The organism is Ruegeria sp. L12, from assembly GCF_056531745.1.
In genome coordinates this window covers 176,023-198,806 of the sequence record NZ_JBQFMH010000006.1, presented here as the reverse complement: position 1 = coordinate 198,806, position 22,784 = coordinate 176,023, and the positions used below count along the sequence as shown (strand labels likewise).

The window sequence follows — 22,784 nt, the reverse complement described above, 5'->3', positions numbered from 1 at the left end:
GCCGATGATCCGCCATACCGCCCCTCGCCGCAAACGCGATTCAACCATAGCCCTGATCAACGTCGTTTTCCTGATGCTGATCTTTTTCCTGATCACCGGCACCATCGCCCCGCCGCTGGACCCCGATCTGAACCTCGTCGATACATCCGAACTGGAGGGGCGCGAACCGCCCGATGCGCTGGTTTTGCACAAGGACGGAACCCTCAGCTTTCGCGGCGCAGAAACCAACCCCGAGGCCTTTATGGCCAACCACGGAGAGCAGCCGGTACGGATCGTGCCGGATCGCGATGCACCCGGCCCGCGACTGATTGAGGTCACAGGTCAGTTGCGCCGCAATGGTGCCCCTGCGGTCTTTCTTGTGACCGAGCGGTCTTTGGAATGATCCGGGGCTCGGTCATCGTTGCCGTCGTGGCCGTTCTGGTATCCCTGCTGGTGCACATGCTGGGGCTGGGCATGACCGGACCCGTTGAACCGGGGCCACCTGCCGCACAAGGCAATGCCGATGTGGTGGACCTCAGCAACAGTTTTGAAGAGCTCGCCGAAACGCCGAACGAGCCGTTTGCGCCAGAACCAGCCGAATCCCCCGAACCCGTCGAGGCCGAGATCCCCACCAGCGAAGCGCTTGTCGCCTCCGAAGATCCGCAACGTGTGTTCGCGCCCGATTTCGGCGAAGCCGAGATCGTGCAGCCGGATGTCATTGAGCCTCAGGACGCCGAACCCGCCGACCCGTCCGACAGCGACGAGCCCTCCCGCGCTGATATAGAAACCGCCGAGCCATCTTCGGTCGATACCGTAGCAGAAATTCCGCCGGGCGAACCGGCGACGGAGGTTGAACCGGTGGAGGCCGAGGTCCCTACCCCTCCGGTCATAGCTGCGGTCGAGCCCGAGGAGGAAGCTGAGACCCCCATCTCGGAACAAGCGGTGACGGAGTCCATTCGCCCGCGCCTGCCCGATCGAACACCCAACGATGCGCCCGAGGGTGCCGCCGACAGTTCTGACCAGTTCGCAGAACTTCGGTTTCCGCAACAACTGATCGAGTCTCCGCTGACAACATTCCGGCGTCAGGGAACAGATGCCTTTACCCGTGGAGATCGTCAGCGTCAGTCGGGCGGCCGCGGGCCGGGCAATTCAAACACCACCAACTATGCCGGGCAGGTACTGGTGCATCTGAACCGAACGCCGGCGGTATACGTTTCTGTGCGCGGCTTCGCGCGAGTGTTCTTTCAGATCGACCCCGATGGATCGCTGGCCTGGGTCGAGATCACCGACAGCTCGGGCTCACCCCAGATTGATCGGGCCGCAAAAGAACAAATCCGCCGCGCCGCGCCCTTCCCGCTGCCGCCGGGCGGCGTCAGCCGAAAACTGTCCTTCTATTACCAAAATGGCTAAGGATCCTGTTTGAGGTCCGCGCGCAGAGCACAGCTGCCCGTACTCTTTCTCAGGCAATTCCCGACAGTTTACGAACCACCTATCTCGACATACCCTTGCCGGACGTCATCAACAGGAACAGGGCCGTGAAGATCATATCAGGCGGACAGACCGGTGTAGACATGGCCGCGCTGGAATTTGCCCGTGCGAACGGAATCTCTTACGGCGGTTGGGTGCCAAGGGGCCGCGTGAATGAGCTTGGCCGAATACCCTGTGTTTTCGAGAACCTGACCGAAACGCGGTCCGAAGATGTAATCGAGAGAACCCGGCTGAATGTCGGCTTGGGTGATGCCACACTTGTCTTTGTCGATGGCTCATCCAGCCCCGGCACGCAGCAAACGGTTGCATTTGCCTCCAACGCCGACAAACCTCTTCTGGTAGTCGATCTTCGGAAAGGTGCAGAGCTATGCGCACATGAGGTCGAAGAGTGGTTGCTTACGAATCCTGTCGGTGTCTTGAATATTGCAGGTCCACGCGCATCTGAGGCACCCGGAATAGGTGCGAAGGTGGCAGAGGTGCTGCAGCGAAATTTATTACTGCTCAGCAGCTGACTTGGCCCCTAATTCGGATACCCGAAATGTTTCGCGACGCCCTACAGCCAGACATAGCCAATTCGCGCGCTATCCTATAGGCTTGCCCGTAACTTCGCGACTCTGGCCAATGACGCGAAGGGGGGGTTACCAGTTGTGAGGCTTAAATGGGGGGCATGACGACAGTTCCAGGTCTGCTTGGGCTCAGCAGCCACGTCATTTGGCATATGGTGGCCTGCGGCGACGTCAGGGGCGGCTGATGGCTGTGAACGCGCCCGGCTCAGAAACCGATCTGGACGGAATGGAGCATCGCCATCTGACGGTGATGCTGGCCGATCTTGTCGGCTCTACCGTGCTTGCCCAAACGCTCGAACCCGAAGACCTTCTGTCGACAACATTGCGCTATCAAAAGCTGGTCGAACACGCCACAGCCGAGTTCAACGGCAAAGTGTTGCAGATTGTCGGTGACGGGATGCTTGTCGTCTTTGGCTGGCCCGCCGCCTCGGAAAACAATGCCGAACGCGCGCTGCGCGCTGCATTGCGGATTCACTCCGATCTTGCCGCATTGAACGGCCCGGTCGACCTGAGCTGCCGTATCGGAGTGGCCTCGGGCGTCGTTCTGGTGGGTGATATTGCGCTAGGCTCGAACGTTCAGCCGGATGCCATATTCGGATCGACGCTCAATCTGGCGGCGCGGCTGCAATCTCTTGCCGCACCGGGTGAGACGATGGTTTCAGGCGCAGCGCGTACGCTTGGTGCAGGTCAGCTGGAATTCGAGCCCTTGGGGACGCACGCCCTAGCCGGGTTTGACAATCCGGTGCCGGTCTATCGTCTGGCGGGTAAGGCCGAAGCTTCACTGCGTCTGAAGGACAGATCACCTCTGTTCGGGCGTGATGACGAACGCAGCCAACTAATGCGTGCCTGGTCCGATGCAAGGGAAGGACGCGGCAGGATCATCCATCTGATGGGTGAAGCAGGGATCGGTAAATCCCGTCTGATCCGCGACATGCGCAAGACCGCAGAACCGCAAGCCTGGGTAACCTATCATTGCAGCCCGTTCCACATGAACACACCGTTTTATCCGTTTGCCACTCAGGTTGAACGATGGTGCGGTATTCAAAATGGTGATGATACCGATACGCGGCGCAACCGGTTAACGCAGCATCTGTCCGAAATTCTGGACAGCTCACAGTTGGAAACACTGTTCTTTGTTCTGGCCCCCGGCCCCGGAGATTGCGGCGCGACCAGCGAGGATGAACTGCGCAAAAAGATTAGTGAAATCGTACTGCGCGTCTTCCAACAGTTCAGCAATGATGGCCCTTTCATGGTTGTGATCGAGGATCTGCAATGGGCCGATCCCTCGACCATTTCGATTCTGCGGAATCTGGCCGAAAAGCTGATCGAACTGCCGATACTGATTTTGATCGCATCGCGCGAAGAAGTACCTCCGACCCTGGCGACACAGCTCCCGACGCACGGGCATATGCGCCTTGAACCGCTGGGCGCCGACGATGCTGCTGCTTTGGCCAACGCTGCATCCGGCGCGAAGCTGGATCAGGACACCACAGCGCAGATCGTGGCGCGCAGCAACGGTGTGCCGCTTTTCATCGAAGAATGCGCCGTTGCAATCGCTGCGTCACCGGATCGTTCTGCGAGCGATATTCCGACCACATTGCATGATCTTCTGGCACAGCAGGTCGACGCCGCCGGAGATCTACGCCGCGCAGCGGTCGAGGCCGCTGTGATCGGGGGCGCGTTTGACGCCTCCATGCTGTCCCATATCAGCGACCTCAGCCAAGCGGACGCTGAAGAGGCCATCTCGCGCCTCGCTGCCGACGGCATGTTGCAGCCCGTTCTCAGACCCGGGGCACGGCGTGGTCAGAACTGGCGCTTCCGGCACGAACTGGTGCGCGAGGCCGCCTATCAGAGCCTTGTCCGGGACCGCCGATCTTATCTGCACCAACGCGCGGCAGAGGCGCTGGCCGCTCAGCCCGAAAGGGCGCGACAACCCGAACTGATTGCGCGTCATTGGGAACTTGCAGGCTCTGCCACCCGCGCGGTGGCAGCATGGATCGAGGCGGCGCGTCACAACCTGCGACGCCATGCCAACAGCGAAGGAGCGCAGCAGGCAGAGGCCGGATTGCGGCTACTGGAATCACTGCCGCCCGAACGTCGCGACGAGGCGGAACTGAGTCTGCGATTTCTCTTGGCCGCAGCCGAGCGGGTGCGGGTCGGCTATGGTTCGGACGCCGCCATTGCTGCGTTCACCCGAAGCTTCGAGTTGGCAAAGAAGCTCGATGATCGGCGCACCTTGGTTCGGGCCGGTCGCGGGCTGTTCACGGCGGCAATGGTCAAAGGCGATTATCACAGCGCAGAACGCCTGGGCGCCGAGATGATCGATACATACGAAGACCACCACACCAGAATGGTCGGCAACTATATTCGCGGCGCAACCCTGTGCCCGCGCGGTCAGTTTTCCGAGGCCGCCGAGGCGTTGAACCAAGCCGCCACCCACGCAAAGGCCCATGCGGCTGAGGCTGGAAATGAACCGGATGTGGCGGCGATGGTGCAGATCGAGGCCATGACCGCTCTGGTCCAGAGTTTTCAGGGACAGACCGAGGCGGCACTTGCCGGGGCCAAATCCGCCGTCGACGCTGCCGGATCGCTTGGCCAACCGCTGATGGTGGCGAATGCCCTGCATTGGATGACAGAGATACACATGCAACTTGATCATCCGGACTATCCGCGCGTGGCCAATATGCTTGATGAAGCTGTACGCGACAATGGCGGCCCCTATTACCGGGCGGTTGCCATTGCGCATCTCGCCGGTTCGGCAATTCGCGCCGACAATGCCGAACACGGCGTTCACCTACTGGAAGCGGCCTGGCAAAAGATGCGCGAAACCGGGGCCGAAGCCGCGGGCGTTCTGGTGAACACCGAACTGGCGCGGGGCCATCTTGCGTTAGGGCAGATTGACAAAGGACTGGCCGCCACTGAGGCCGGGCTCGCCTGCGCCAAATCGACCGATGAGCGAAATTACGAGCCCGAACTGCGCAGAATTCAAGCCGCGCTTCTGCTCGAAAAAGGCGGGCCGGTCGACACGGCCGATGCAACGTTGCGCAGGGCCATATCCATCGCGCATGAGCAAGGTGCAAGGCTGTATGAGCTGCGGGCGCTGACCGATCTGGCGTGCATCCATCCGACCGATACCGACATCAGCGACCGTATCGCGGAACTGGAAATCAGCGGTCTGACCCTCTGAAATATTGACTAGCCTCTGCGGCCCAGTACACAATCATCGGGCTTCAAACCTACGAACGCCGCTACATCGGCGAAGGTCGACGTGCGCTGCAGTGTTTCGAAGCCACGATCCGAGAATGTCTCTTCCGAATAGAGGTTTTTGGACACCATCGGATTGTTCATCAGTTGCGTGATCGCATCATAGCCCACCATCGAAGTCATCAGATCCCCCATGATGACGGTGCCCTTGTGCTGTTCGGCAAATAGCCCGGGAAACAGCTCGACCCTGTCGACATTACCATAGAGACGGCTGAGATCGGCCACCAACTCGTCCGCAAAGGGTTGATCGCCGACAAGTTCCGCAATGCTGATATGCGGTTTGCGCCGAAAATGGTGGCGATAAGCGTTCAGCGATGGCAGCCGCGCCTTACGGGTCAGCGCAATGGTCGCCTCGACCGGTGCCGGGGCGTCCGGCGTGGGTTTCTCGAACATGAAATCGGGCGTATTGCGCAATGACATCCGCGCGGCGGTCTGGCGCGATAACGACTCGATCATCTTTTCAAGACCCGTCTCTTCAACCAGCCGGGGGTTAAAGCGAAAACCCTCGGTCCCAACCTGAACGCCGTCGATCAGATATCTGTCGGGGATCATCGAATGCCACCGATAGAGCAGGTTGAATTCAATCGCGATCTGGTTCGAGTGCTGCCAGCGCTCTCGTCGATTGACGCCAACCGGAAGCTTGAAAGGCATGTTGGCGATGTGGCCGATGTAATCTTCCATCACCACCTTGATCAGCACTGCGATCAGTGTGCAGCGGGTGGTCTGGAACACCCTTTCCTTATCCCACCCGGCTGTCCCGCGCTTCAGGTTCCACAGCGTATCAGCCAATTGGTTATGGGCCCGCAGCATCAGCGTGTTGATGACCATATAGCCGATGGTGCCATTGCCATTGTCGAGGCCGGTGGCATGGAATTCGAGCAGGCGTTCGTTGATCCCCTCTCCGTCCAGACCGGGATGCGCGCGTTTCAGGGCATTTCGCAGCTTGGTGGGATCATGCAGGGGCCGTCCCGCGTTGTCCCCGGTGGCAAGGCTGCCGTCAAAGGGCGGCGCAAGCTTTACCCCTCCGAACTCGACCCGGTGGAACAGTTTGGGCGACCAGGTCTCGCCTTTCTCATCCGTTCTGACAGCCATACGGTGCGTAAGCATCCCCGTCTCAGGATCCCGCTCGCGCAGCATGTCGGTCTGGTAATCGTTGAGGCCGTATATCTGGCAGAGATCGACCTCGTGGTTCGAGTCCGTCTGTCCGACAGGACCGTCAGGGCCGAAGGTTCTCAGAAAACTATCAGTGAACCACTGCGCCGCTGAGATGAACAGCAGCGTCGAGCCTTGCGGGCACAAAAGCGTCAGCGGGCTGCCATCCATCTGCTTGCGCCGCCGGAACAGATCGGCCACCTCGTCTTCGGGTGGCAATAGCGGTGAGGGGTCTTCGGGTGGCAGATGGCGGCCAATCCATTTGTGGGAATAGACCCCGGACCATGTGGTGTAATCCGCCCCCAGTGTCAGAGAGCGCGGCCTGTGTACCCGGGCGGCCCGCGCAAGCCGCAGCGCAACGACGCGACTGGCCAGCCCTCGGTTCACCTGAAACAGAAGATCGGTCAGCGTATCAAGATCAAACATCGACAATCCTCCGGACGGTTATCGGTTGGGGAACCGGGCACGAGCCAGGCTCAGATAGGTTCTGAGCCGAATTTCATTGATTGGCCCAAGCGGCCTGTGTTCTGCGGTGACGCGCCATGGTGAGAAACTCAGGGTATCGCCGTCATAAGGGTCAAACGCTGCATCCTGGGAGATTGTTATTTCCGCAACCGGCGTCACAGTTGCATGATAGGGGTCCAGTCGCGCATCCAGCTGCGGGTCGCAGGCCCAGCGGATGCGGTTGTCGAGCGGATCGAACCCCGACCCATCCCGTGGCGGTTCGATGACGCAAAACTCAAACCGGTTTTCGCCATTCGCTACATCCTGGCGCAAGTGCCGGCCGATTCCGTCGGGATCATCAACCGGGGAAGCAGGGATTTCGGGGCGAACACTGCGGGCCAGATACCGGACAATCTGATCCGAGCCCAGTTGATAAGGCGTGGTCGACCAGAAATGCACAGCAAACGGAGAATGCATGTAGTTCGAAGCAAAATCAGCTGCGATTTGGCCGTGCCGCTTGCCTTCTTTGGTCAGCAACACCCGGAAGGCGGCGCGCAGGCCTTCCCAAACCAAACGCAAGCTCCACCCGCGTCGTTTGTTTCTGGCGTGTTTTATCGCCTGACCCGCCGCAACCAGCCGGTTCAAACGTTCATAATCTATTGGCTCGTAGCTTGGAAATGTATCATTGTCGACCAGTACAAAGTCGAACTCATTGCTGTCCTGTGCAATCCCCAAGTGCTTAAGCGCCTCTTCATCGATCAGCTTGGGTTCGGGCACATCAAACAGTTTGACCGCCATGCCATGCGCGTCAGGCTCTCGGTCATCAAGATGTGCCCCGTTCGAGAATCGAATTGCCGCCTGATAGCAATCCGGCTGCGCAAACAGTCCATGGCGCAGGTGTTCCGGCAGATTATCCCGCACCGTAAAAGTCGCCGCCACGCAGCCATGGCTGCGTCCGTGCTGCGCCCGCAACCGGCGCCCTTTCCAGAGCGGAACCGCTTCTTTGTTCTGATCGATGACATTCTGAACAAGATCGGGGGGCACAGAGTTTACGGACATTTCAACAATCAACCTGCTTTACAAACCAAACCCGGCGTCACTGTAGCTAAGTAAGCCGAACAAATGGCAATTCTAAATTCAATTAGAATATACCAAATTCCTCCATCTACCAAATATCAGGTGTTTCCGGCGCGTAGATTAACCCGCAGCGTCCTTACGGCACGAACGCACAATCCTGCGCTTCGCGTATCACCCAATCCCGGAAAGCTTCGCCGTCCGGGCTAAGTTGAACACCTGCATTCGACAGCAGGTGATAGTCCTCCACCCCTGCAACTTCGCAATCCGGCAAACATCGCGTCAATCCGAACTTTCGGATCAAATCATCATTGGCCGGGGGCCGCGCCAAAGCCACCCCTCCGCCTGCCCCAGCCAGCGCCAATGCGGTTAGCGTGGTGTCGACGTGGGTTACCCTGACCCGTTCCGGCAACACATCCGCCCCCAGAACATGCACCCAGTTCTTGCGATGATCCGCCACCTCGATCAGCATGTGATCATAAATGTCGTCCACGCGGTGGATACGTGCCGCCAAATCAGGATGCGCCACCGGCAACAGCATTTCGCCAAACAGCCGATGCGCTTCAGTCCCGGGAGGGGGTTGGCCAAACGCAATCCACAAGTCTACGGCCCGGGGCGGCATTTCGGGACGACCGGAAAGAGAGTACAACTCGATCGAAACGCCCGGACGCGCCTCAAGAAACCTTGGCAGTCGCGGGGCAAGCCAGCCGACGGACAACAGCAGCGACACCCCAACGACCAGAGGTTTCGGGTGGGGCGAGGCCAAAACAGCGGCAGCAGCTTCCATCCGGCCCAGTGACTCTCCCACCACAACCAGCAAGCTGCGCCCGGCTTCGGTCAGTGACACACCGGCGGCTTTGCGTTCGAACAGCGGCCGCCCCAGATGCTGCTCCAGCGCCCGGATCTGCTGGCTGACCGCAGGGGGCGACATGGCCAGACGTTCAGCGGCACGGGCAAAACTGCCGGTCCGCGCGGCGGCCTCGAAAACCCGAAGCCAGTTGAGAGAGGGGATGCGTTTACTCATGATTGCAGGCTAAGCTCAGCTTAACCTATGGGGCAAGAGAAACGTCTTCTCTCAAACCTCACGCCGATTAGGCTCAATCCAGCATCAAGGGAGGACAGGATGCGGGATTCGATGCCAGACTATATCGAAAGCTATCGCGAAAACGGGTTTGTCTCGGGCTTGCCGGTGTTCACGGAAAACAAAGTCGCAGAACTGCGCCAGCAGATCGAAACGCTTGAGGCCGATTATGCTGCCGGTGCCAGCGACTATGACCTGACCCAATATTTCCGTGTCAACGGCCACGTCGTGATTCCCCTTTTGGCCGAGCTTGCCAGAACACCCGCCATTTTGGACGCGGTCGAAGGCGTTCTCGGCCCCGATCTGCTGGTCTGGTCGGTCGAGCTGTTCATCAAGGAACCCCGCACTCCCCATATCGTATCCTGGCATCAGGACATCACCTATTGGGGGATGGGCGAAACCGATGACGAAGTGACGGCCTGGGTCGCGCTGTCAGACGTTTCGGTCGAAGCAGGCTGCATGCGCTTCATTCTCGGAAGCCACAAGGGCGGGATCGCGGAACATGACGACACCTTCGACGCGGACAACCTGCTGTCGCGCGGGCAATCCATCGCGGGGATCGACGAAAACATGGCACAGCACGGCCCGCTAAAACCCGGTGAGATGTCTTTGCACCACGGGCGGTGCTTTCATGCTTCGGGCGCCAATGGCAGCGATGACCGCCGCATCGGTCTGGCCATCCGCTATGTAACCCCTGCGGTGCGCGATCACGCACCGGGTCGGGATTGGGCCATGCCGGTGCGTGGCGAAACCCCGGCGGGCGGCTGGAGTTGCATTGCAGGGCCGCGCGGCCTGTTTCATCCTACCGATCTGGCACTTTATCAAAAAATACTGGAGGGTCAGGCATCGACCCTCGCCGCTGGTGCGGATCAGGCAGTCGGACTTTACGCTACAGGAGACAGCAAATGAGCGAAACGGTCAGCTTCACAGCCATGAAAGACGGCACCAAAGAGGATTACGAGCTGCTTGAACGTCTTGAAAAGCCCTTTCTCGCGCTGACCGCAGACCGGGTGCTGGAGGAACTGCGCCGCGCAGGCGAGGTTACCCTGGAAGGCTATCCGATCACACGCCTGCAACACGGGCTGCAATCGGGTACCCGCGCCATGCGGGACGGCGTTGACGTCGATTGGGTGGTTGGTGCGCTGCTGCATGATATTGGCGATGGTCTGGCCCCACAGAACCACGACCGCATGTCCGCCGAGGTTATCCGCCCGTTCGTTCGGTGGGAGGTCTCTTGGACCATAGAACATCACGGCATCTTCCAGTCGCTTTATTACGGACACCATTATGGATGGGATCGTAATGCACGTGACCGTTATCGCAATCATCCGCTGTTCGACACCTGTGCTGCCTTCTGCGAACATTGGGACCAATCCAGCTTTGACCCTGACTATGCCATGGAACCGATGGAAACCTTCGAACCCATGGTCCGCGAAGTGTTTGGGCGCAAAGCCTATGATCCGGCTGTGATCCGGGAAGGCGAGATCACCAATCTGCCCGAACAGCTAGCTGGAAAATAGAAGTAACACCACATGAAACGCATCTACGATTTCAGCCGCAATCCGGCCAAACGCAACTTTACCGTTGCCGATCTGAAGGCGCTGAAAGGGTCGGGGCGCACATTGTCCATGGCCAATCCAGCCAACAACGACGAATTGCAGGCCTGTGTTGACGCGGGCATTGACCTGTTCGTCGTCGGCGCGGATCAGATGGAGGATGTGCGCCGAATTGCGCCAATTCATTTCACCGGCGCAGGCTCGTCCTGGGCGCAGTTTGGCTCGGATGATGAGATCATTGCGCATGCTTATGAGACCATGCGCAATGGCGCGGATATGTATTATACCCTGCGGTCTTTCGACGTGATGGAGCGCATGGCCCGCGATGGCATCCCGGTGCAGAGCCATATCGGCCTGATCCCGACATTCAGTCATCACTGTGGCGGGTTGCGTGGCTGGGGCCGCAATGCCGAAGAGGCGATGAAAATCTTCCAGACGTTGAAACGAATGGAGGATGTTGGCGTATTCGCCGTCGAGGCCGAGTGCATCGCCGAAGAGGTTCTGGCCGCGGTGAACACCAAAACGACGGTTGTGACGTTCTCGCTTGGCTCGGGCAACGCGGGCGATGCGGTGTTTTCGTTTGTTGCAGATATCTGCGGCGAGGCCAGCGAAGAGGACACACCCCCTAAACATGCGCACGCCTTTGGCAATGTCGGACGGTTGCACAAACAAATCCATCAGGAACGTGTTGCGGCGCTATCCGAGTTTCATAACGAAGTCACTGCAGGGCACTTTCCCTATCCCGCAACCAATATCGGTATGCTTGAGGGAGAACACGGTAAGTTCCTTGAAGAATTGGACAAATGGCGGCCCATACATGAGTAGAACCGGCGGCTACTACCGCCGTTCCCTGATTTTTTTGCCAAATCACCTAAAGAAGGCAGACCTAGTATAGGCGCTTGAAAAAGGCGGCATCGGTCCTGCCTGATCACCGGAAACATCAGGCTTTTATTAGCCTCGTATTTTAACCCACCTGCAAGTCACCAAAACCAAGATAGCGGAGGTGGACGCATGATTTCTCAGCTTCCGGCCAGATTGATTTCGTTCATCAAGTGATCTGGGATCAGCACACCTTGGTTTTGCGCTACACGTCGTGCTTGCAAGCGACGGGTGCCTGGAAGTCTTGCACCTTCCTGAGCTTCGATCTGGGTTGCAAGCTCCTCCAACTGTGCACCAAACTGAGACCCCACCGAACAACGCGGATCGATTGCGATCATGAACTGGCCGACACCTGGCGGCTTGCCTTCGGCCTCGAAGAATGACGACGCCTGATAGCTGTAATTAGCGCCGGTCAATGTCGCGGCCAGAATCTCGACAATCAGGGCAAGCGCCGAGCCTTTCGCGTCACCCATGGGAAACATCATTCCGGAAAGCGCTGCATCCGGGTCGGTCGTCGGGTTCCCGTCCGCATCAAGCGCCCAGCCCTCGGGAATCGGCTCACCCTTTTTCTTGGCCGCCATGACTTTCCCACGCGCGATCTTCGACAGCGACAGGTCGATGACAATCGGGTCAGCGCCCTCTCGCGGTGCGGCAAAGGCGATCGGGTTGGTGCCGAACAGCGCCTTGGTGCCGCCCCAAGGTGCCATCGCTTTAGGAGTGTTTGCCACCATCAGCGCGACAAGGCCCTGATCCGCCAGCCTTTCGACATGTGCCCCCAACTGCCCGCAATGATGAGAATTCGTAATGGCCGCCGCTGAAATTCCCGTGTTCTTGCTCAGTCTGGTCAGTTCCTCGATAGCAAGGTCAATCGCCGGAAACGCAAAGCCCGACCGCGCATCGATGCGCACAAAGGCCGTGCCGCCCGCTTCGATGACAGGGCACGCCGCCCCGACCACCTTGCCGAAGCGCGCCTGAGCTGCATAGGCCGCAACGCGGGAAAACCCGTGACCCGCTTGCCCGTCCACTTCGGCGGCCACCAAGGCCTTGGCCACAGATCGTGCGTTCCGCTCTGAGACAAAATTCGCCATCAGAGCCTTTGCAACAAGCACCTCAGCCTCTTCGATTGTCAGTCTGTGTTCCAGCGTCAAACTCCGATTAGATCTCGATTTACGTCAGCAAAAAGCCCAGCCCGGTATCCACCGGACTGGGCGTAAGATATGTCGAATTCAGCGTCGATTTCCATTCCGGATTTCGCATCCACCTCCCCGGAAATGGCACCCCCCTTGCCCTAAGCCGAGCGGTACAGCTTCGTCATCGAGAACTCGCGGTGACCCAGAGCTTCGGCAGCGGTGTGGCGGCCATTGGCGGTGCGGCGGATCATCTCGATCAACGCATCGCCTGCCTGATCGATGGTCATTTCGCGTGTCAGAACACCCGTCACATCGACATCGATATGTTCCGCCATGGTGCGTAGCGTGCGTGGATTGCCCGAGATTTTGATTACCGGAACAATCGGGTTGCCCACAACGTTACCCTGACCGGTCGGGAAAGTATGGATCACGGCACCACCTGCAGCCATCAGGGTCACACATTCCGCCGCCGCCGATGAGCTGTCCATGAAGTACAGGCCTGGACCTTTTTCAGGTGCTTCTGCCGGACCGATCGCATCGATGTATTGCGAAGTACGACCGATCTTTTCCAGATTACCCAGAGCCTTCTCTTCGATGGTCGTCAGACCACCCAGAATGTTGCCTTTGGTCGGCTGGCTGTCCGACAGGTCGTCGGTCTGGTGGGCAAAAATCACGTCATCGGTATAGGCTTGCCAAATCTGTTTGAACTTGGCCGCCGCTTCAGGGGTCGCAGCGCGCTTTTCGCAGATATGTTCGGCGCCGGTGATTTCCGAGGTTTCACCAAAGAACCCTGTCATGCCAAGCGGCAGCAGCTTGTCATACATATTGCCAACCGTCGGGCACGAGGACAGGCCAGTGGTGGTGTCACTTTCACCGCATTTGGTCGAGACCCAAAGCTCGTGGATCGGGCAAGGCTCTTTTTGCAGTTCAGTCGCCCAATGGACGTATTCCTTGGCCTTCCAACTGGCCTGACGGATGGTTTCGAAATCCCCCTTCTGCTCGATCGAGAATCCTTCGACCGGCTTGCCGGTTTTCGCGATGCCATCGACGATCACCTTGGTCCATTCGGGCTCGATTCCGATGACCACAACGGCGGCAACGTTCGGATTTGCGCCAATACCGATGATGGTACGGAAGTGCAGGTCGAGGTCTTCACCGAACTGCAGGCGTCCATAAGCATGCGGGACGGCCATCGTGCCTTTGACATTATTCGCAACCGCTTCGCAGGCCGCGTTCGAGATATCGTCGACGGGAAGGATCAGAACGTGGTTCCGAACGCCAACGCGCCCGTTTTCGCGGCGCCATGCGTTCACTGTAATGTTCGAGAAATCAAGAGCCATCGTCTTACCACCGTTTGGTTTTGCAGTTGTGAGTATGCACGTGGTCGCCGACCCCTGCCGAGCCGACCATACGCCCGATGTCTTCACCGTATTTGATCACGGTATCGCCTTCGTTCAGCGGCTTGAGCGCCACCTTGTGGCCGATCGGAATGTCGCTGTTGGCGGTGAGTTTGAAGTCGGAATTGTCATGCGTCACCACGCAGAGCATTTCCGTTCCTGCGGTCAATCCTTCCACTACCACCACGCCAACGTTGTCCTCGTGGTCGTGGACAAGCAACTGCGGTATCGCCATGTCCATTTTTCCTTTGCAAGAGTCTGTTTCTGTCGGCTATATATATTTACTCTTATATAAGAGTCAATATAGCTTATTGAGCGGATACGCGTGCTTGTGATAGTACGCCAGATGGAGGCACCCGCATGGCAACACCGCTCTATCAATCTGTTTACAATGAGATAATTGCGAGGATTGCGGATGGCCGCTATCCGCCCGGAACGATGCTGCCCAGCGAGTTCGACATCGCCGCAGAGCTGAGCGTAAGCCAGGGCACAGCCCGCAAAGCACTGACTGAACTGGAAGCAAAGGGAATCGTCGAGCGCCGTCAAGGACGCGGGACTTTCGTGACGCTGCGCACGCCCGAGAACTCTCTGTTCCATTTCTTTCGCATCCGCGACGCCCGCGGCGAACAAGTGGCGCCGACGCTTGGTTCAGAAAAGGTGCAACGCCGTCCTGCCACTACGAAAGAACGCCAAACCTTGTTCGGAGCACCCGAAGACGTGTTTCAGATTGATCGTGTACGCAATTTCAACGATGCGCCGCTTTGTGTGGAAACGGTTGTGGTATCGACCGATCTGTTCCCCGGCCTTCTGGATCGCGCGCCCCTGCCGAACATGCTGTACGTGCTGTTCCAACAGGCCTATTCCTGCATCGTGATTTCGGCCAAAGACGACCTGAGCGCGGGCGTGGTGGATGACGAAACGGCCAAAACGTCAGGCCTGCCGGTTGGCAAGCCTGTTCTGAAGGGCAAACGCGAGGGCAAGGACCTGCTGGGGCGTGTCGTCGAGTTGCGGTCGAGCCTTTATGTCACCGACGACGTGACCTATTCCGTCAGTCTTGATGCGCTTTGACCACCACGTCCTGCACGATTACACCTAGGTCCTGTCCGGGATGGTCACGATGACACCGTCATTGGCGCTGCGCGTTGCCGCATCGGCCAGCATCTGCGCCCGCAGACCGTCTTCCCCCGACGGCGAGACTGCCGCGCCCGTCTCAAGCGCCGCCACGAAATGCTGCATTTCAGCCCGATAGGCATCGGCATAGCGTTCCAAAAAGAACGGCTGCACCGTCGTCTTGGCCATGCCCGACGCATTCGCCAGCTCTACCGAGGTTCTCAGGATATTGTCCGCGCGCAGCATGCCCTGGCTGCCATGTACTTCGATCCGCTGATCATACCCATAAGTCGCGCGGCGCGAATTTGAGATCTGACACAGCCGCCCACTGGCCGTTTTCAATGTCGCGACCGCCGTATCGTAATCGCCGACAGAGCCGATCTCGGGGTCAACGAGACAGGATCCGGATGCAGTCAGTTCGACCGGCTCTTCACCCAGCAGAAACCGCGCCATATCCAGATCGTGGATCATCATGTCGCGAAAAATCCCGCCGGATGTCTTCACATATCCGATTGGCGGCGGCGCCGGGTCGCGCGACAGGATCGTAACGATCTCGACACCTCCGATCACCTGGTCCGCGACCTGCCGCTGCAGATCCGAAAAATTCGGATCAAATCGCCGATTGAATGCCGTCATGAACGGCACACCTGCGGCCTCGACAGCGGACAAGCAGTCGCGGATCCGATCTACGGACAGATCAATGGGCTTCTCGCAGAATATGGCCTTTCCAGCCGCTGCAGCCGCATGGATCAGGTCAAAATGCGTTGTCGTGGGCGTGCCGATAATCACCGCATCAATGCCGGGATCGTTGATCAACGCATCAGCGTCCATCACCTTGGCCTCGGTAAAGGTCGCAAGCGCCTGCGCCGCTTCGGGGACCGCGTCCGCCACTGCCGCGGTGCGCGCGTTCGTCATCGCGCGCAGCGTGCGCCCATGCACCTGACCGATACGACCACAGCCCAGAATGCCGATATTGATCATCTGTTACCCTTTGAATGTTTGCAGTACAGTCCGGGCCGCCGCGACGACCGGATCATGTGTTTCTTTCAGGATCGTCACGCGATCAAACCTGTCCGGATCAGCGTTCACCGCAGCGCGCAGCGCCTGACCAAAGGCCATTCGCAGCTCGGTCCCGATGTTGAACTTGCAGATATTTGTGTTCTTCGCCAGCGCTTTACGCTGCGAAACCGGGACACCTGATCCGCCATGAATGACCAGCGGCACCGTCGTTTCGGCCTGAATCGCAGCGATCCGGGGCTCGTCCAGCCCGCCTTCTTTGTCCTGTTGCAGGTGAACATTGCCAACCGAAATAGCCATCGCGTCGACGCCTGTTTCAGTCGCGAATATCGCGGCTTCCTTTGGGTCCGTTCCGGCCGAGGCCTCTCCGCCGGAATAGCCGACAAACCCAATCTCACCCTCACACGAAATCTCGGCCTGATGCGCCAGTTCGGCAATCCTGCGGGTCTCGGCGATATTCTCGGCCAGCGGTTTGCGCGAGCCATCAAACATCAGCGAAGTAAAACCGGAATCCAGCGCCTCGGAGCATTCATCATAGGTATAGCCGTGATCAAGATGGGCCACGACCGGCACGCTGGCAGTCTCGGCCAAATGCCGGAACATCTTGCCCAGAATAGGCAGGGGCGTGTGTTCCCGGCAGCTTGGACCTGCTTGCAGGATCACGGGGCATTCCTCAGCCTCGGCAGCGGCCACATAGGCGCGCATATCCTCCCACCCGAGACACACAAGACCACCGACTGCATAACCCTGCTGCAATGCAGGCTGCAGGACATCTTTCAGCGTCACAAGGGTCATTTGAACTTCGCGATCATGTCCTTGATACCCGGAATGGTCTCGACCTGATAGGCGTGCGATGGTTGGAAATACTGGATCAGGCTGCGCTGGGACAGACCGCCAAGGATGGTGAAGTAATACATCTGATAACCCGGCAACACCGCACAGGGGTGATAGCCTTTGTCGAGGCAGATCGTTGACCCATCCACGATGTGATAGGCATCACCTGACTTACCATCTTCGCGCTGCAGCATCTGCACGCCCGAGCCGTGGTTCGGCTTGAAGCGGAAGTTATAGGTCTCGTCATGGCGGGTTTCATCCGGCAGACGGTCGGTATCGTGCTTGTGCGACGGGAAACCGGACCAGCCGCCCTCGCCCACCGTAAACAGCTCGGACACCAGCAAACGCCCGACCTTATCGTGGTACTTGGTGCCCAGGATATGCTTGATTTTTCGATGAGTTTTCGTGTCGTCCGAGCCGTATTGCACCAGATCCAGCTCATCCTTGCGCACGTCAAACGCCTCCAGAACCTTGTCATAGCGCGCGCCACAGACAAAGACTTCGGCCTCGTCCGACATGCAAACCATCTCGGCCTTTGCGGCTGTCGGCACATAGACACCTTCAGGCTCGCCGTCCCAGACATCTTCGACACGCTCGCCCAAACCTTCGGATTTGAAACCCTCGATATCGACATTGATGGTGCCTGTGGCGGGCACGATGCAGGTTTCGTAACCGGGGACAGCGTATTCGAACGCCTCACCCTTCTTCAGCTTGACGATGTTGAAATAGTTCAGCGGCACGCAGGGATCATCCACATCGACGATGGGTTTGTTCTGGTTGTCATAAGGGGGAATGTGCATCTCTGATCCTCTCAGGCGTCGGTCGGGCCGGGATGACCGGCCATGAATGTCGTAAGTGTCGATGCGTCAGCCATTGCTGGCGCACAGCCGGGGCGGGACACGGTTATCGAGGCGCAGGCAGAGCCGCGCAGAATCGCCGCGCGCAGGTCCTGACCTTCGGCCAGTCCAGTCACCAGACCAGCCATGAAACTGTCCCCGGCACCGGTAGGCTTGAGGGCTTCAACCGGCCATATCCCGGTGTGGATCTCTTCCCCCTCGGCAAAGGTGACCGCGCCTTTCTCACCCATCTTGTAAACAACGACGGCTGCGGTGCTTTCGGCCAGAGATCTGGCCTTTGCCAGCCCTTTTTCGATCCCGCCAGCCATAAAGCCAAACTCTTCGTCATTGCCGACAATCATGTCCGAGGCAGCGGCGGCGCGGCTCAGAACATCCTCGGCAACCTGTGGCGATGGCCAGGAATACGGGCGATAGTCCACATCGAAAATGATCGGCAGCCCCGCGGCCTTTGCCCGGTCAATGGCGTCAAATGTTGCGCTTCTGGAGGGCTCGGCCGCAAAAACGGTCCCTGCCGTGATCAATGCCCCAAATCTGGCATAATCGACGGCGGCCACATCCTCGGCATCCATCTGAAAATCCGCCGCGCCATTGCGATAGATCACATTGCGATGCCCCTCGACCCGGCTTTCGTAAAAGGCCAGAGAGTTGCGATATTCACCACCCACCGGTTTGACATACTCGGCGCCGACGCCGTAGCGCTTGAGCTGACCAAGGCAATAGCTGCCGACACTATCATCCGAAACACGCGTCACCAGCGAGGCCTGACCGCCCAGCTTGCAAATGCCTGCCGCGATATTGGCCGCGGATCCGCCAAGCCCCACACTGATCGTCTCGGCATCTTCGACGGCAACGCCGGGATCGGTGTAGAAATCGATACCCGCGCGGCCAACGACGACGAAGGTGTTCTTTTTAATGCCGTCGAGCAGCGCAGCCATCAAACACCCCTTCTTTGCTTGGAGCGCGAGGCTTCCCAGTCGACATGGGCGGCGCGCACCTTGTCAGAAGTCGTGACATGCGGCGTACCAACTTCCCACCAGGCGTGGCCTTCGGTGGTCCAGCCGTCATAGGGGTCAACTTTCATGCTGATCACATAAGTGCGGTCGGACGCCTTGGCGCGCTTGAACGCCTCCTCCAACTCGGACGGTGAGCTGACGGTTTCAGCCTGGGCCCCCATTGCACGTGCATGAGCCTCAAAATCGACGCCCACCTGCGTTGTTGCCGTTGGCGTGTCCGAGATCAGGTTGTTGAAACTTTCGTTGCCGGTGTTGTTCTGCAGCTTGTTGATGACCGCGAAACCGCCATTATCCAGAACCAGTATGATCAGCTTCTTGTCCGTCAGAACGGACGAGTAGATATCCGAATTCATCAGCAGATAAGATCCGTCGCCTGTGAATATGATCGTGTCCTGATCAGGCTCCAACTGCGATTGCGCGATCCGCGCCCCCCATCCGCCTGCGATCTCATACCCCATGCAGGAAAACCCGAACTCGACATCGACGGTTCCGATATCGAGCGTCTTCCAGTTCGCGGTGACCTCGGCGGGCAAACCGCCTGCTGCCGCCACCACACGGTCGCGCTTGTCGCACAGGCGGTTTACCTCTCCAATCGCTTGCGCATAAGAGGCCGGTCCGTTCCCGACCCGCGTATTGTTGGCGACATAGTCATCCCATTTCGCCCGCTCCTCTTTGGCTTTCTTAGTCCAGTTCGCTGGAGCCGCGTAATCGGCAACCGCATCGGCGAGCGCCGGAAGCGCCAGCTTTGCGTCACCCACAACCGTTGTCGACATGTGCTTTGCCGCATCATGCCGACCGACATTGAGGCCGATGAATTTTGCGCCATGCGCGAAGGCGGTCCAGGACCCGGTGGTGAAATCCTGAAGGCGCGTGCCAACCGCAAGGATGAGATCCGCCTCTTCCGCGATGGTATTGGCCGAATCCGAACCCGTCACTCCGATTGGACCAATGTTCAGCCCGTGATCATGTACAAGATTGGCGCGGCCCGCGATGGTTTCGACAACCGGGATACCTGTTGCCTCTGCGAATTCGGTCAGTTCAGCAACCGCGCCGGAATACTGCACGCCGCCACCCGCGATGATCATCGGACGCTTGGCCGATTTCAACAGCGCCGCCGCATCCGCGATCTCAAGCGCATCCGGCGCCTGACGACGAATCCGATGCACGCGCTTTTCAAAGAAGCTGACCGGATAGTCATAGGTCCACCCCTGAACATCCTGTGGCAGGCCTATAAAGGCCGGGCCACAATCGGCAGGATCAAGCATCGTTGCCAAAGCCGCAGGCAGGGACTGTATCACCTGTGCCGGATGGGTAATACGATCCCAGAATCGGCTGACCGCCTTGAACGCATCATTGGTGCCGAGACTTGGGTTCCAGAAATGTTCAAGCTGCTGCAGCACCGGGTCCGGCAGGCGGGTCAGAAACGCATCGCCACACAGCAAAAGCATCGGCAGGCGGTTGGCATGTGCAAGTGCCGCCGAGGTCAGAAGATTCGCAGTGCCCGGACCCGCAGATGCGGTACAGAACATGAAACGGCGGCGCAGATAGGCCTTGGCATAAGCTGCGGCGGCAAAACCCATGCCCTGCTCGTTCTGGCCGCGATACAGCGGCAGCTCTTGCTGATGGTTAAAGAGCGCTTCGCCCAGGCAGGTCACGTTGCCATGTCCGAAAATGCCGAAACCGCCACCGCAGATACGTGTTTCCACCCCGTCAATTTCGATCCACTGATTAGCCAGATACCGGACAATTGCCTGCGCTGTCGTCAGCGTCACGGTTTGCGCTGCCTGCCCCATGAAATCCCCTTTACACTTGTGCGAAATTTCCGCCGGTCACGATTGGATATTGACCTTTGTGGTAGATTAAGGATATCCGATTTGCAACCGGTTGCAAGCGGTTTTTAGGGAGGGCGCTCAGATGTCAGATATCGGAATTGGCGTCATCGGTGGCGGCTATATGGGCAAGGCGCACGCAGCGGCCTATAGCTCGGTCGCCACACTTTTTGAAACCGAATTGCGCCCCAGACTTGAAGTTGTTTGTGCAACATCCGCCGCCTCAGCCGAACGCTACCGGAAGGCTTATGGCTTTGCACGCGGCACAGACGATTGGCGCGATCTGGTCAATGATCCGAAGGTCGAAGCCGTTATCATCGCTTCTCCGCAAAACACACACCGAGAGATTGCGCTTGCCTCATTTGCAAAAGGCAAGCCGGTGTTTTGCGAAAAGCCGTTAGGTGAGAGCCTGTCAGACTCAATCGCGATGAACGATGCGGCCTTAGCCAGCGGGCAGATCAATATGGTCGGTTTCAACTATATCCGCACGCCAGCATCCCAATTTGCCCGCAAGCTGATTGCCGACGGCCGGATCGGGGAGGTCACCTATTTCCGCGGCGAACATACCGAGGATTTTCTAGCCGATGCGGAGCTGCCGGGCAATTGGCGGACCCAGGGAATTGCCAATGGCTGCATGGGTGATCTGTCGCCGCATATGATCAACGGCGCACGGGCGTTGATCGGACCCATCACATCACTTTGTGCGCAGGTTGAAACCGTCCATGCCTCGCGCGGTGGCGTTGCCGTGACCAATGATGACCAGGCACAGTTCATGTGCCGGTTCGAGAACGGCGCCCAAGGCCATCTTTTTTTCAGCCGTGCCGCGACCGGTCGCAAGATGGGGTACGCCTATGAAATCCACGGCACCAAAGGCCAGATCCGCTTTGACCAGGAAGATCAGAACGCCCTGCACCTCTATACAATGGAAGGTCCCGAGGCCGAGCGCGGCTTTCGCAAGATTCTGACAGGTCCATCCCATCCGGACTATCTGCCGTTCTGCCAAGGACCGGGACATGGTACCGGTTATCAGGACCAGATCATTATCGAGGCCAAGGACTTTCTCACCGCCATCGCCACAGGCAAGAACATCTGGCCAACTTTCGCGGAAGGCCTGGAAGTAAATCGCGTCGTCACGGCCGCGCTTGATTCAAGTCGCAAAAATGCTTGGGTCGACGTGTCCGATTACTAGAAAGAAAATGAAATGATCAAGATCGGCAACGCGCCCTGCTCGTGGGGCATCGAATTCGCATCCGACCCGGCCTACCCGGCATGGCAATCAGTGCTGAGCCAATGCGCCCAGGCGGGATACAAGGGGATCGAGCTTGGCCCCATCGGATATATGCCCGAAGACCCTGAGATTCTGCGCGATGAGTTGGACAAGAATGACCTGTCCATCATCGGCGGCGTCGTCTTTCGCGCTTTCCATGACCCAGCGAAATGGGACGAGGTCATGGACGCTTCGGTTCGGACCTGCAAAGCGCTGATGGCCCACGGTGCACAGCATTTGGTCTTGATCGACAGCATCTCACCCCGACGCGCACCCACTGCCGGGCGCGCAGATGAGGCCGAGCAGATGGACAAGGCCGAATGGACCGCTTTCCGCGACAGGATCGAAACCATCGCGAAAATGGGTGCCGAGGACTACGGGCTGACCGTCGGCATCCATGCCCATGCCGCTGGTTTCATGGATTTTGAACCCGAGCTGGAGCGCCTGCTGAACGAGGTCGATGAAAGCATCCTGAAGATCTGCTTTGACACCGGCCACCACTCCTATGCGGGCTTTGATCCGGTCGCTTTCATGAAAAAGTATATCGACCGCATCAGCTATATGCATTTCAAGGATATCGACCCCGGCGTCAAAACCGATGTCGTCGCCAACCGCACCGATTTCTACAAGGCCTGCGGTCAGGGGATTTTCTGCAATCTCGGTCAGGGCGATGTAGACTTTCCGGCCGTGCGGCAGGTTCTTCTGGACGCGGGCTTTGAGGGCTGGTGCACTGTCGAACAGGACTGTGACCCGTCATTGCCGGGCACTCCGCTGGAAGACGCGGTAAGCAACCGCAAATATTTGGAATCCATCGGCTTCTAAAGCCGGAAATCTTATGAATGCCCGG

The 22,784-nt window shown here is 58.6% G+C and carries 21 protein-coding genes; 10 read left to right on the top strand and 11 right to left on the bottom strand.

The window, feature by feature from the left end; all coding sequences use genetic code 11:
• The first annotated feature begins 4 nt into the window (after window positions 1-4).
• The 4 genes from ACR0K9_RS11940 to ACR0K9_RS11925 all read left to right on the top strand — a co-directional run bounded on the left by ACR0K9_RS11940 (window position 5) and on the right by ACR0K9_RS11925 (window position 5,220).
• A complete protein-coding gene (locus tag ACR0K9_RS11940) occupies window positions 5-382 on the top strand; it encodes an ExbD/TolR family protein (protein ID WP_480823459.1) in 378 nt (125 codons plus the stop codon).
• Window positions 379-1,389, top strand: a complete 1,011-nt coding sequence (locus tag ACR0K9_RS11935) for an energy transducer TonB family protein (RefSeq protein WP_480823457.1) — start codon at window positions 379-381, stop codon at window positions 1,387-1,389. Before ACR0K9_RS11940 ends, ACR0K9_RS11935 begins: the two co-directional genes overlap by 4 nt.
• Window positions 1,390-1,514: 125 nt before the next feature.
• Window positions 1,515-1,979 carry a putative molybdenum carrier protein gene (locus tag ACR0K9_RS11930; protein WP_480823455.1) on the top strand — a complete coding sequence of 155 codons (465 nt, stop codon included), beginning with the start codon at window positions 1,515-1,517 and terminating at the stop codon, window positions 1,977-1,979.
• A gap of 238 nt (window positions 1,980-2,217) precedes the next feature.
• The gene (locus tag ACR0K9_RS11925) at window positions 2,218-5,220 is read left to right on the top strand and encodes an ATP-binding protein (RefSeq protein WP_480823453.1); all 3,003 of its coding nucleotides are present in this window, start codon (window positions 2,218-2,220) and stop codon (window positions 5,218-5,220) included.
• A gap of 8 nt (window positions 5,221-5,228) precedes the next feature.
• Here ACR0K9_RS11925 and ACR0K9_RS11920 read toward each other — a convergent pair whose 3' ends face one another.
• From ACR0K9_RS11920 to ACR0K9_RS11910, 3 genes are all read right to left on the bottom strand, one after another.
• Complete coding sequence (locus tag ACR0K9_RS11920) at window positions 5,229-6,875, bottom strand: peroxidase family protein (RefSeq protein WP_480823451.1); 1,647 nt, start codon at window positions 6,873-6,875, stop codon at window positions 5,229-5,231.
• An 18-nt stretch (window positions 6,876-6,893) separates the two neighbouring features.
• Window positions 6,894-7,952, bottom strand: coding sequence for a catalase family protein (locus ACR0K9_RS11915; protein ID WP_480530964.1), 1,059 nt, complete (start codon window positions 7,950-7,952; stop codon window positions 6,894-6,896).
• Window positions 7,953-8,106: 154 nt separating this feature from the next.
• Entirely contained in the window at window positions 8,107-8,991 is an 885-nt protein-coding gene (locus tag ACR0K9_RS11910) for a LysR family transcriptional regulator (RefSeq protein WP_480823449.1), read from the bottom strand.
• Window positions 8,992-9,102: 111 nt separating this feature from the next.
• On the opposite strand from ACR0K9_RS11910, the gene ACR0K9_RS11905 reads away from it, so the two are divergent.
• The 3 genes from ACR0K9_RS11905 to ACR0K9_RS11895 are packed head-to-tail and all read left to right on the top strand — an operon-like array spanning window position 9,103 to window position 11,429.
• Window positions 9,103-9,957, top strand: coding sequence for a phytanoyl-CoA dioxygenase family protein (locus tag ACR0K9_RS11905; protein WP_480823447.1), 855 nt, complete (start codon window positions 9,103-9,105; stop codon window positions 9,955-9,957).
• Window positions 9,954-10,568 carry an HD domain-containing protein gene (locus ACR0K9_RS11900; RefSeq protein ID WP_480823445.1) on the top strand — a complete coding sequence of 205 codons (615 nt, stop codon included), beginning with the start codon at window positions 9,954-9,956 and terminating at the stop codon, window positions 10,566-10,568. Before ACR0K9_RS11905 ends, ACR0K9_RS11900 begins: the two co-directional genes overlap by 4 nt.
• A 12-nt stretch (window positions 10,569-10,580) precedes the next feature.
• Window positions 10,581-11,429 carry a 3-methyl-2-oxobutanoate hydroxymethyltransferase gene (locus tag ACR0K9_RS11895; protein ID WP_480823443.1) on the top strand — a complete coding sequence of 283 codons (849 nt, stop codon included), beginning with the start codon at window positions 10,581-10,583 and terminating at the stop codon, window positions 11,427-11,429.
• Window positions 11,430-11,623: 194 nt separating this feature from the next.
• On the opposite strand, the gene ACR0K9_RS11890 is transcribed toward ACR0K9_RS11895, so the two are convergent.
• From ACR0K9_RS11890 to ACR0K9_RS11880, 3 genes are all read right to left on the bottom strand, one after another.
• Window positions 11,624-12,631, bottom strand: a complete 1,008-nt coding sequence (locus ACR0K9_RS11890) for an Ldh family oxidoreductase (protein WP_480823441.1) — start codon at window positions 12,629-12,631, stop codon at window positions 11,624-11,626.
• Between the two features lie 140 nt (window positions 12,632-12,771).
• Window positions 12,772-13,953 carry a UxaA family hydrolase gene (locus ACR0K9_RS11885; protein WP_480823439.1) on the bottom strand — a complete coding sequence of 394 codons (1,182 nt, stop codon included), beginning with the start codon at window positions 13,951-13,953 and terminating at the stop codon, window positions 12,772-12,774.
• 4 nt (window positions 13,954-13,957) lie between these two features.
• Entirely contained in the window at window positions 13,958-14,245 is a 288-nt protein-coding gene (locus ACR0K9_RS11880; RefSeq protein WP_480530950.1) for a UxaA family hydrolase, read from the bottom strand.
• Window positions 14,246-14,370: 125 nt separating this feature from the next.
• Here ACR0K9_RS11880 and ACR0K9_RS11875 point away from each other — a divergent pair, with 125 nt between their 5' ends.
• Window positions 14,371-15,078, top strand: coding sequence for a GntR family transcriptional regulator (locus ACR0K9_RS11875; RefSeq protein WP_480823437.1), 708 nt, complete (start codon window positions 14,371-14,373; stop codon window positions 15,076-15,078).
• 24 nt (window positions 15,079-15,102) lie between these two features.
• On the opposite strand, the gene iolG is transcribed toward ACR0K9_RS11875, so the two are convergent.
• Genes iolG through iolD form a run of 5 tightly spaced genes read right to left on the bottom strand, consistent with a single transcriptional unit; the run spans window position 15,103 to window position 20,634 of the window.
• Window positions 15,103-16,101 (bottom strand): inositol 2-dehydrogenase, encoded by a 999-nt coding sequence (gene iolG / locus ACR0K9_RS11870; RefSeq protein WP_480823435.1) that lies wholly within the window; start codon window positions 16,099-16,101, stop codon window positions 15,103-15,105.
• Window positions 16,102-16,104: 3 nt separating this feature from the next.
• Complete coding sequence (locus ACR0K9_RS11865; RefSeq protein ID WP_480823433.1) at window positions 16,105-16,932, bottom strand: class II fructose-bisphosphate aldolase; 828 nt, start codon at window positions 16,930-16,932, stop codon at window positions 16,105-16,107.
• Window positions 16,929-17,771, bottom strand: a complete 843-nt coding sequence (locus ACR0K9_RS11860; protein ID WP_480823431.1) for a 5-deoxy-glucuronate isomerase — start codon at window positions 17,769-17,771, stop codon at window positions 16,929-16,931. The genes ACR0K9_RS11865 and ACR0K9_RS11860 overlap by 4 nt, the downstream gene beginning before the upstream one ends.
• Before the next feature lie 11 nt (window positions 17,772-17,782).
• Window positions 17,783-18,763, bottom strand: a complete 981-nt coding sequence (gene iolC / locus ACR0K9_RS11855) for a 5-dehydro-2-deoxygluconokinase (protein ID WP_480823429.1) — start codon at window positions 18,761-18,763, stop codon at window positions 17,783-17,785.
• Window positions 18,763-20,634 carry a 3D-(3,5/4)-trihydroxycyclohexane-1,2-dione acylhydrolase (decyclizing) gene (gene iolD / locus ACR0K9_RS11850; protein ID WP_480823427.1) on the bottom strand — a complete coding sequence of 624 codons (1,872 nt, stop codon included), beginning with the start codon at window positions 20,632-20,634 and terminating at the stop codon, window positions 18,763-18,765. Before iolD ends, iolC begins: the two co-directional genes overlap by 1 nt.
• A gap of 121 nt (window positions 20,635-20,755) precedes the next feature.
• Between iolD and ACR0K9_RS11845 the strand changes: the two genes are divergently transcribed.
• Together ACR0K9_RS11845 and ACR0K9_RS11840 are read left to right on the top strand one after the other, a co-directional pair.
• Complete coding sequence (locus ACR0K9_RS11845; RefSeq protein ID WP_480823425.1) at window positions 20,756-21,859, top strand: Gfo/Idh/MocA family protein; 1,104 nt, start codon at window positions 20,756-20,758, stop codon at window positions 21,857-21,859.
• Window positions 21,860-21,871: 12 nt separating this feature from the next.
• Window positions 21,872-22,759, top strand: coding sequence for a TIM barrel protein (locus tag ACR0K9_RS11840; RefSeq protein ID WP_480823423.1), 888 nt, complete (start codon window positions 21,872-21,874; stop codon window positions 22,757-22,759).
• Window positions 22,760-22,784: the final 25 nt, after the last annotated feature.

Bases quoted from the DNA above. Each gene is read 5' to 3' on its own strand.
- ACR0K9_RS11920 (WP_480823451.1), bottom strand. From the start codon at position 6,875: ATGTTTGATCTTGATACGCTGACCGATCTTCTGTTTCAGGTGAACCGA.
- ACR0K9_RS11900 (WP_480823445.1), top strand. From the start codon at position 9,954: ATGAGCGAAACGGTCAGCTTCACAGCCATGAAAGACGGCACCAAAGAG.
- ACR0K9_RS11865 (WP_480823433.1), bottom strand. From the start codon at position 16,932: ATGACCCTTGTGACGCTGAAAGATGTCCTGCAGCCTGCATTGCAGCAG.
- ACR0K9_RS11910 (WP_480823449.1), bottom strand. From the start codon at position 8,991: ATGAGTAAACGCATCCCCTCTCTCAACTGGCTTCGGGTTTTCGAGGCC.
- iolD (WP_480823427.1), bottom strand. From the start codon at position 20,634: ATGGGGCAGGCAGCGCAAACCGTGACGCTGACGACAGCGCAGGCAATT.
- ACR0K9_RS11925 (WP_480823453.1), top strand. From the start codon at position 2,218: ATGGCTGTGAACGCGCCCGGCTCAGAAACCGATCTGGACGGAATGGAG.
- ACR0K9_RS11935 (WP_480823457.1), top strand. From the start codon at position 379: ATGATCCGGGGCTCGGTCATCGTTGCCGTCGTGGCCGTTCTGGTATCC.
- ACR0K9_RS11845 (WP_480823425.1), top strand. From the start codon at position 20,756: ATGTCAGATATCGGAATTGGCGTCATCGGTGGCGGCTATATGGGCAAG.
- iolG (WP_480823435.1), bottom strand. From the start codon at position 16,101: ATGATCAATATCGGCATTCTGGGCTGTGGTCGTATCGGTCAGGTGCAT.
- ACR0K9_RS11915 (WP_480530964.1), bottom strand. From the start codon at position 7,952: ATGTCCGTAAACTCTGTGCCCCCCGATCTTGTTCAGAATGTCATCGAT.
- ACR0K9_RS11860 (WP_480823431.1), bottom strand. From the start codon at position 17,771: ATGCACATTCCCCCTTATGACAACCAGAACAAACCCATCGTCGATGTG.
- ACR0K9_RS11880 (WP_480530950.1), bottom strand. From the start codon at position 14,245: ATGGCGATACCGCAGTTGCTTGTCCACGACCACGAGGACAACGTTGGC.
- ACR0K9_RS11895 (WP_480823443.1), top strand. From the start codon at position 10,581: ATGAAACGCATCTACGATTTCAGCCGCAATCCGGCCAAACGCAACTTT.
- ACR0K9_RS11940 (WP_480823459.1), top strand. From the start codon at position 5: ATGATCCGCCATACCGCCCCTCGCCGCAAACGCGATTCAACCATAGCC.
- ACR0K9_RS11885 (WP_480823439.1), bottom strand. From the start codon at position 13,953: ATGGCTCTTGATTTCTCGAACATTACAGTGAACGCATGGCGCCGCGAA.
- ACR0K9_RS11875 (WP_480823437.1), top strand. From the start codon at position 14,371: ATGGCAACACCGCTCTATCAATCTGTTTACAATGAGATAATTGCGAGG.
- iolC (WP_480823429.1), bottom strand. From the start codon at position 18,763: ATGGCTGCGCTGCTCGACGGCATTAAAAAGAACACCTTCGTCGTCGTT.
- ACR0K9_RS11840 (WP_480823423.1), top strand. From the start codon at position 21,872: ATGATCAAGATCGGCAACGCGCCCTGCTCGTGGGGCATCGAATTCGCA.
- ACR0K9_RS11905 (WP_480823447.1), top strand. From the start codon at position 9,103: ATGCCAGACTATATCGAAAGCTATCGCGAAAACGGGTTTGTCTCGGGC.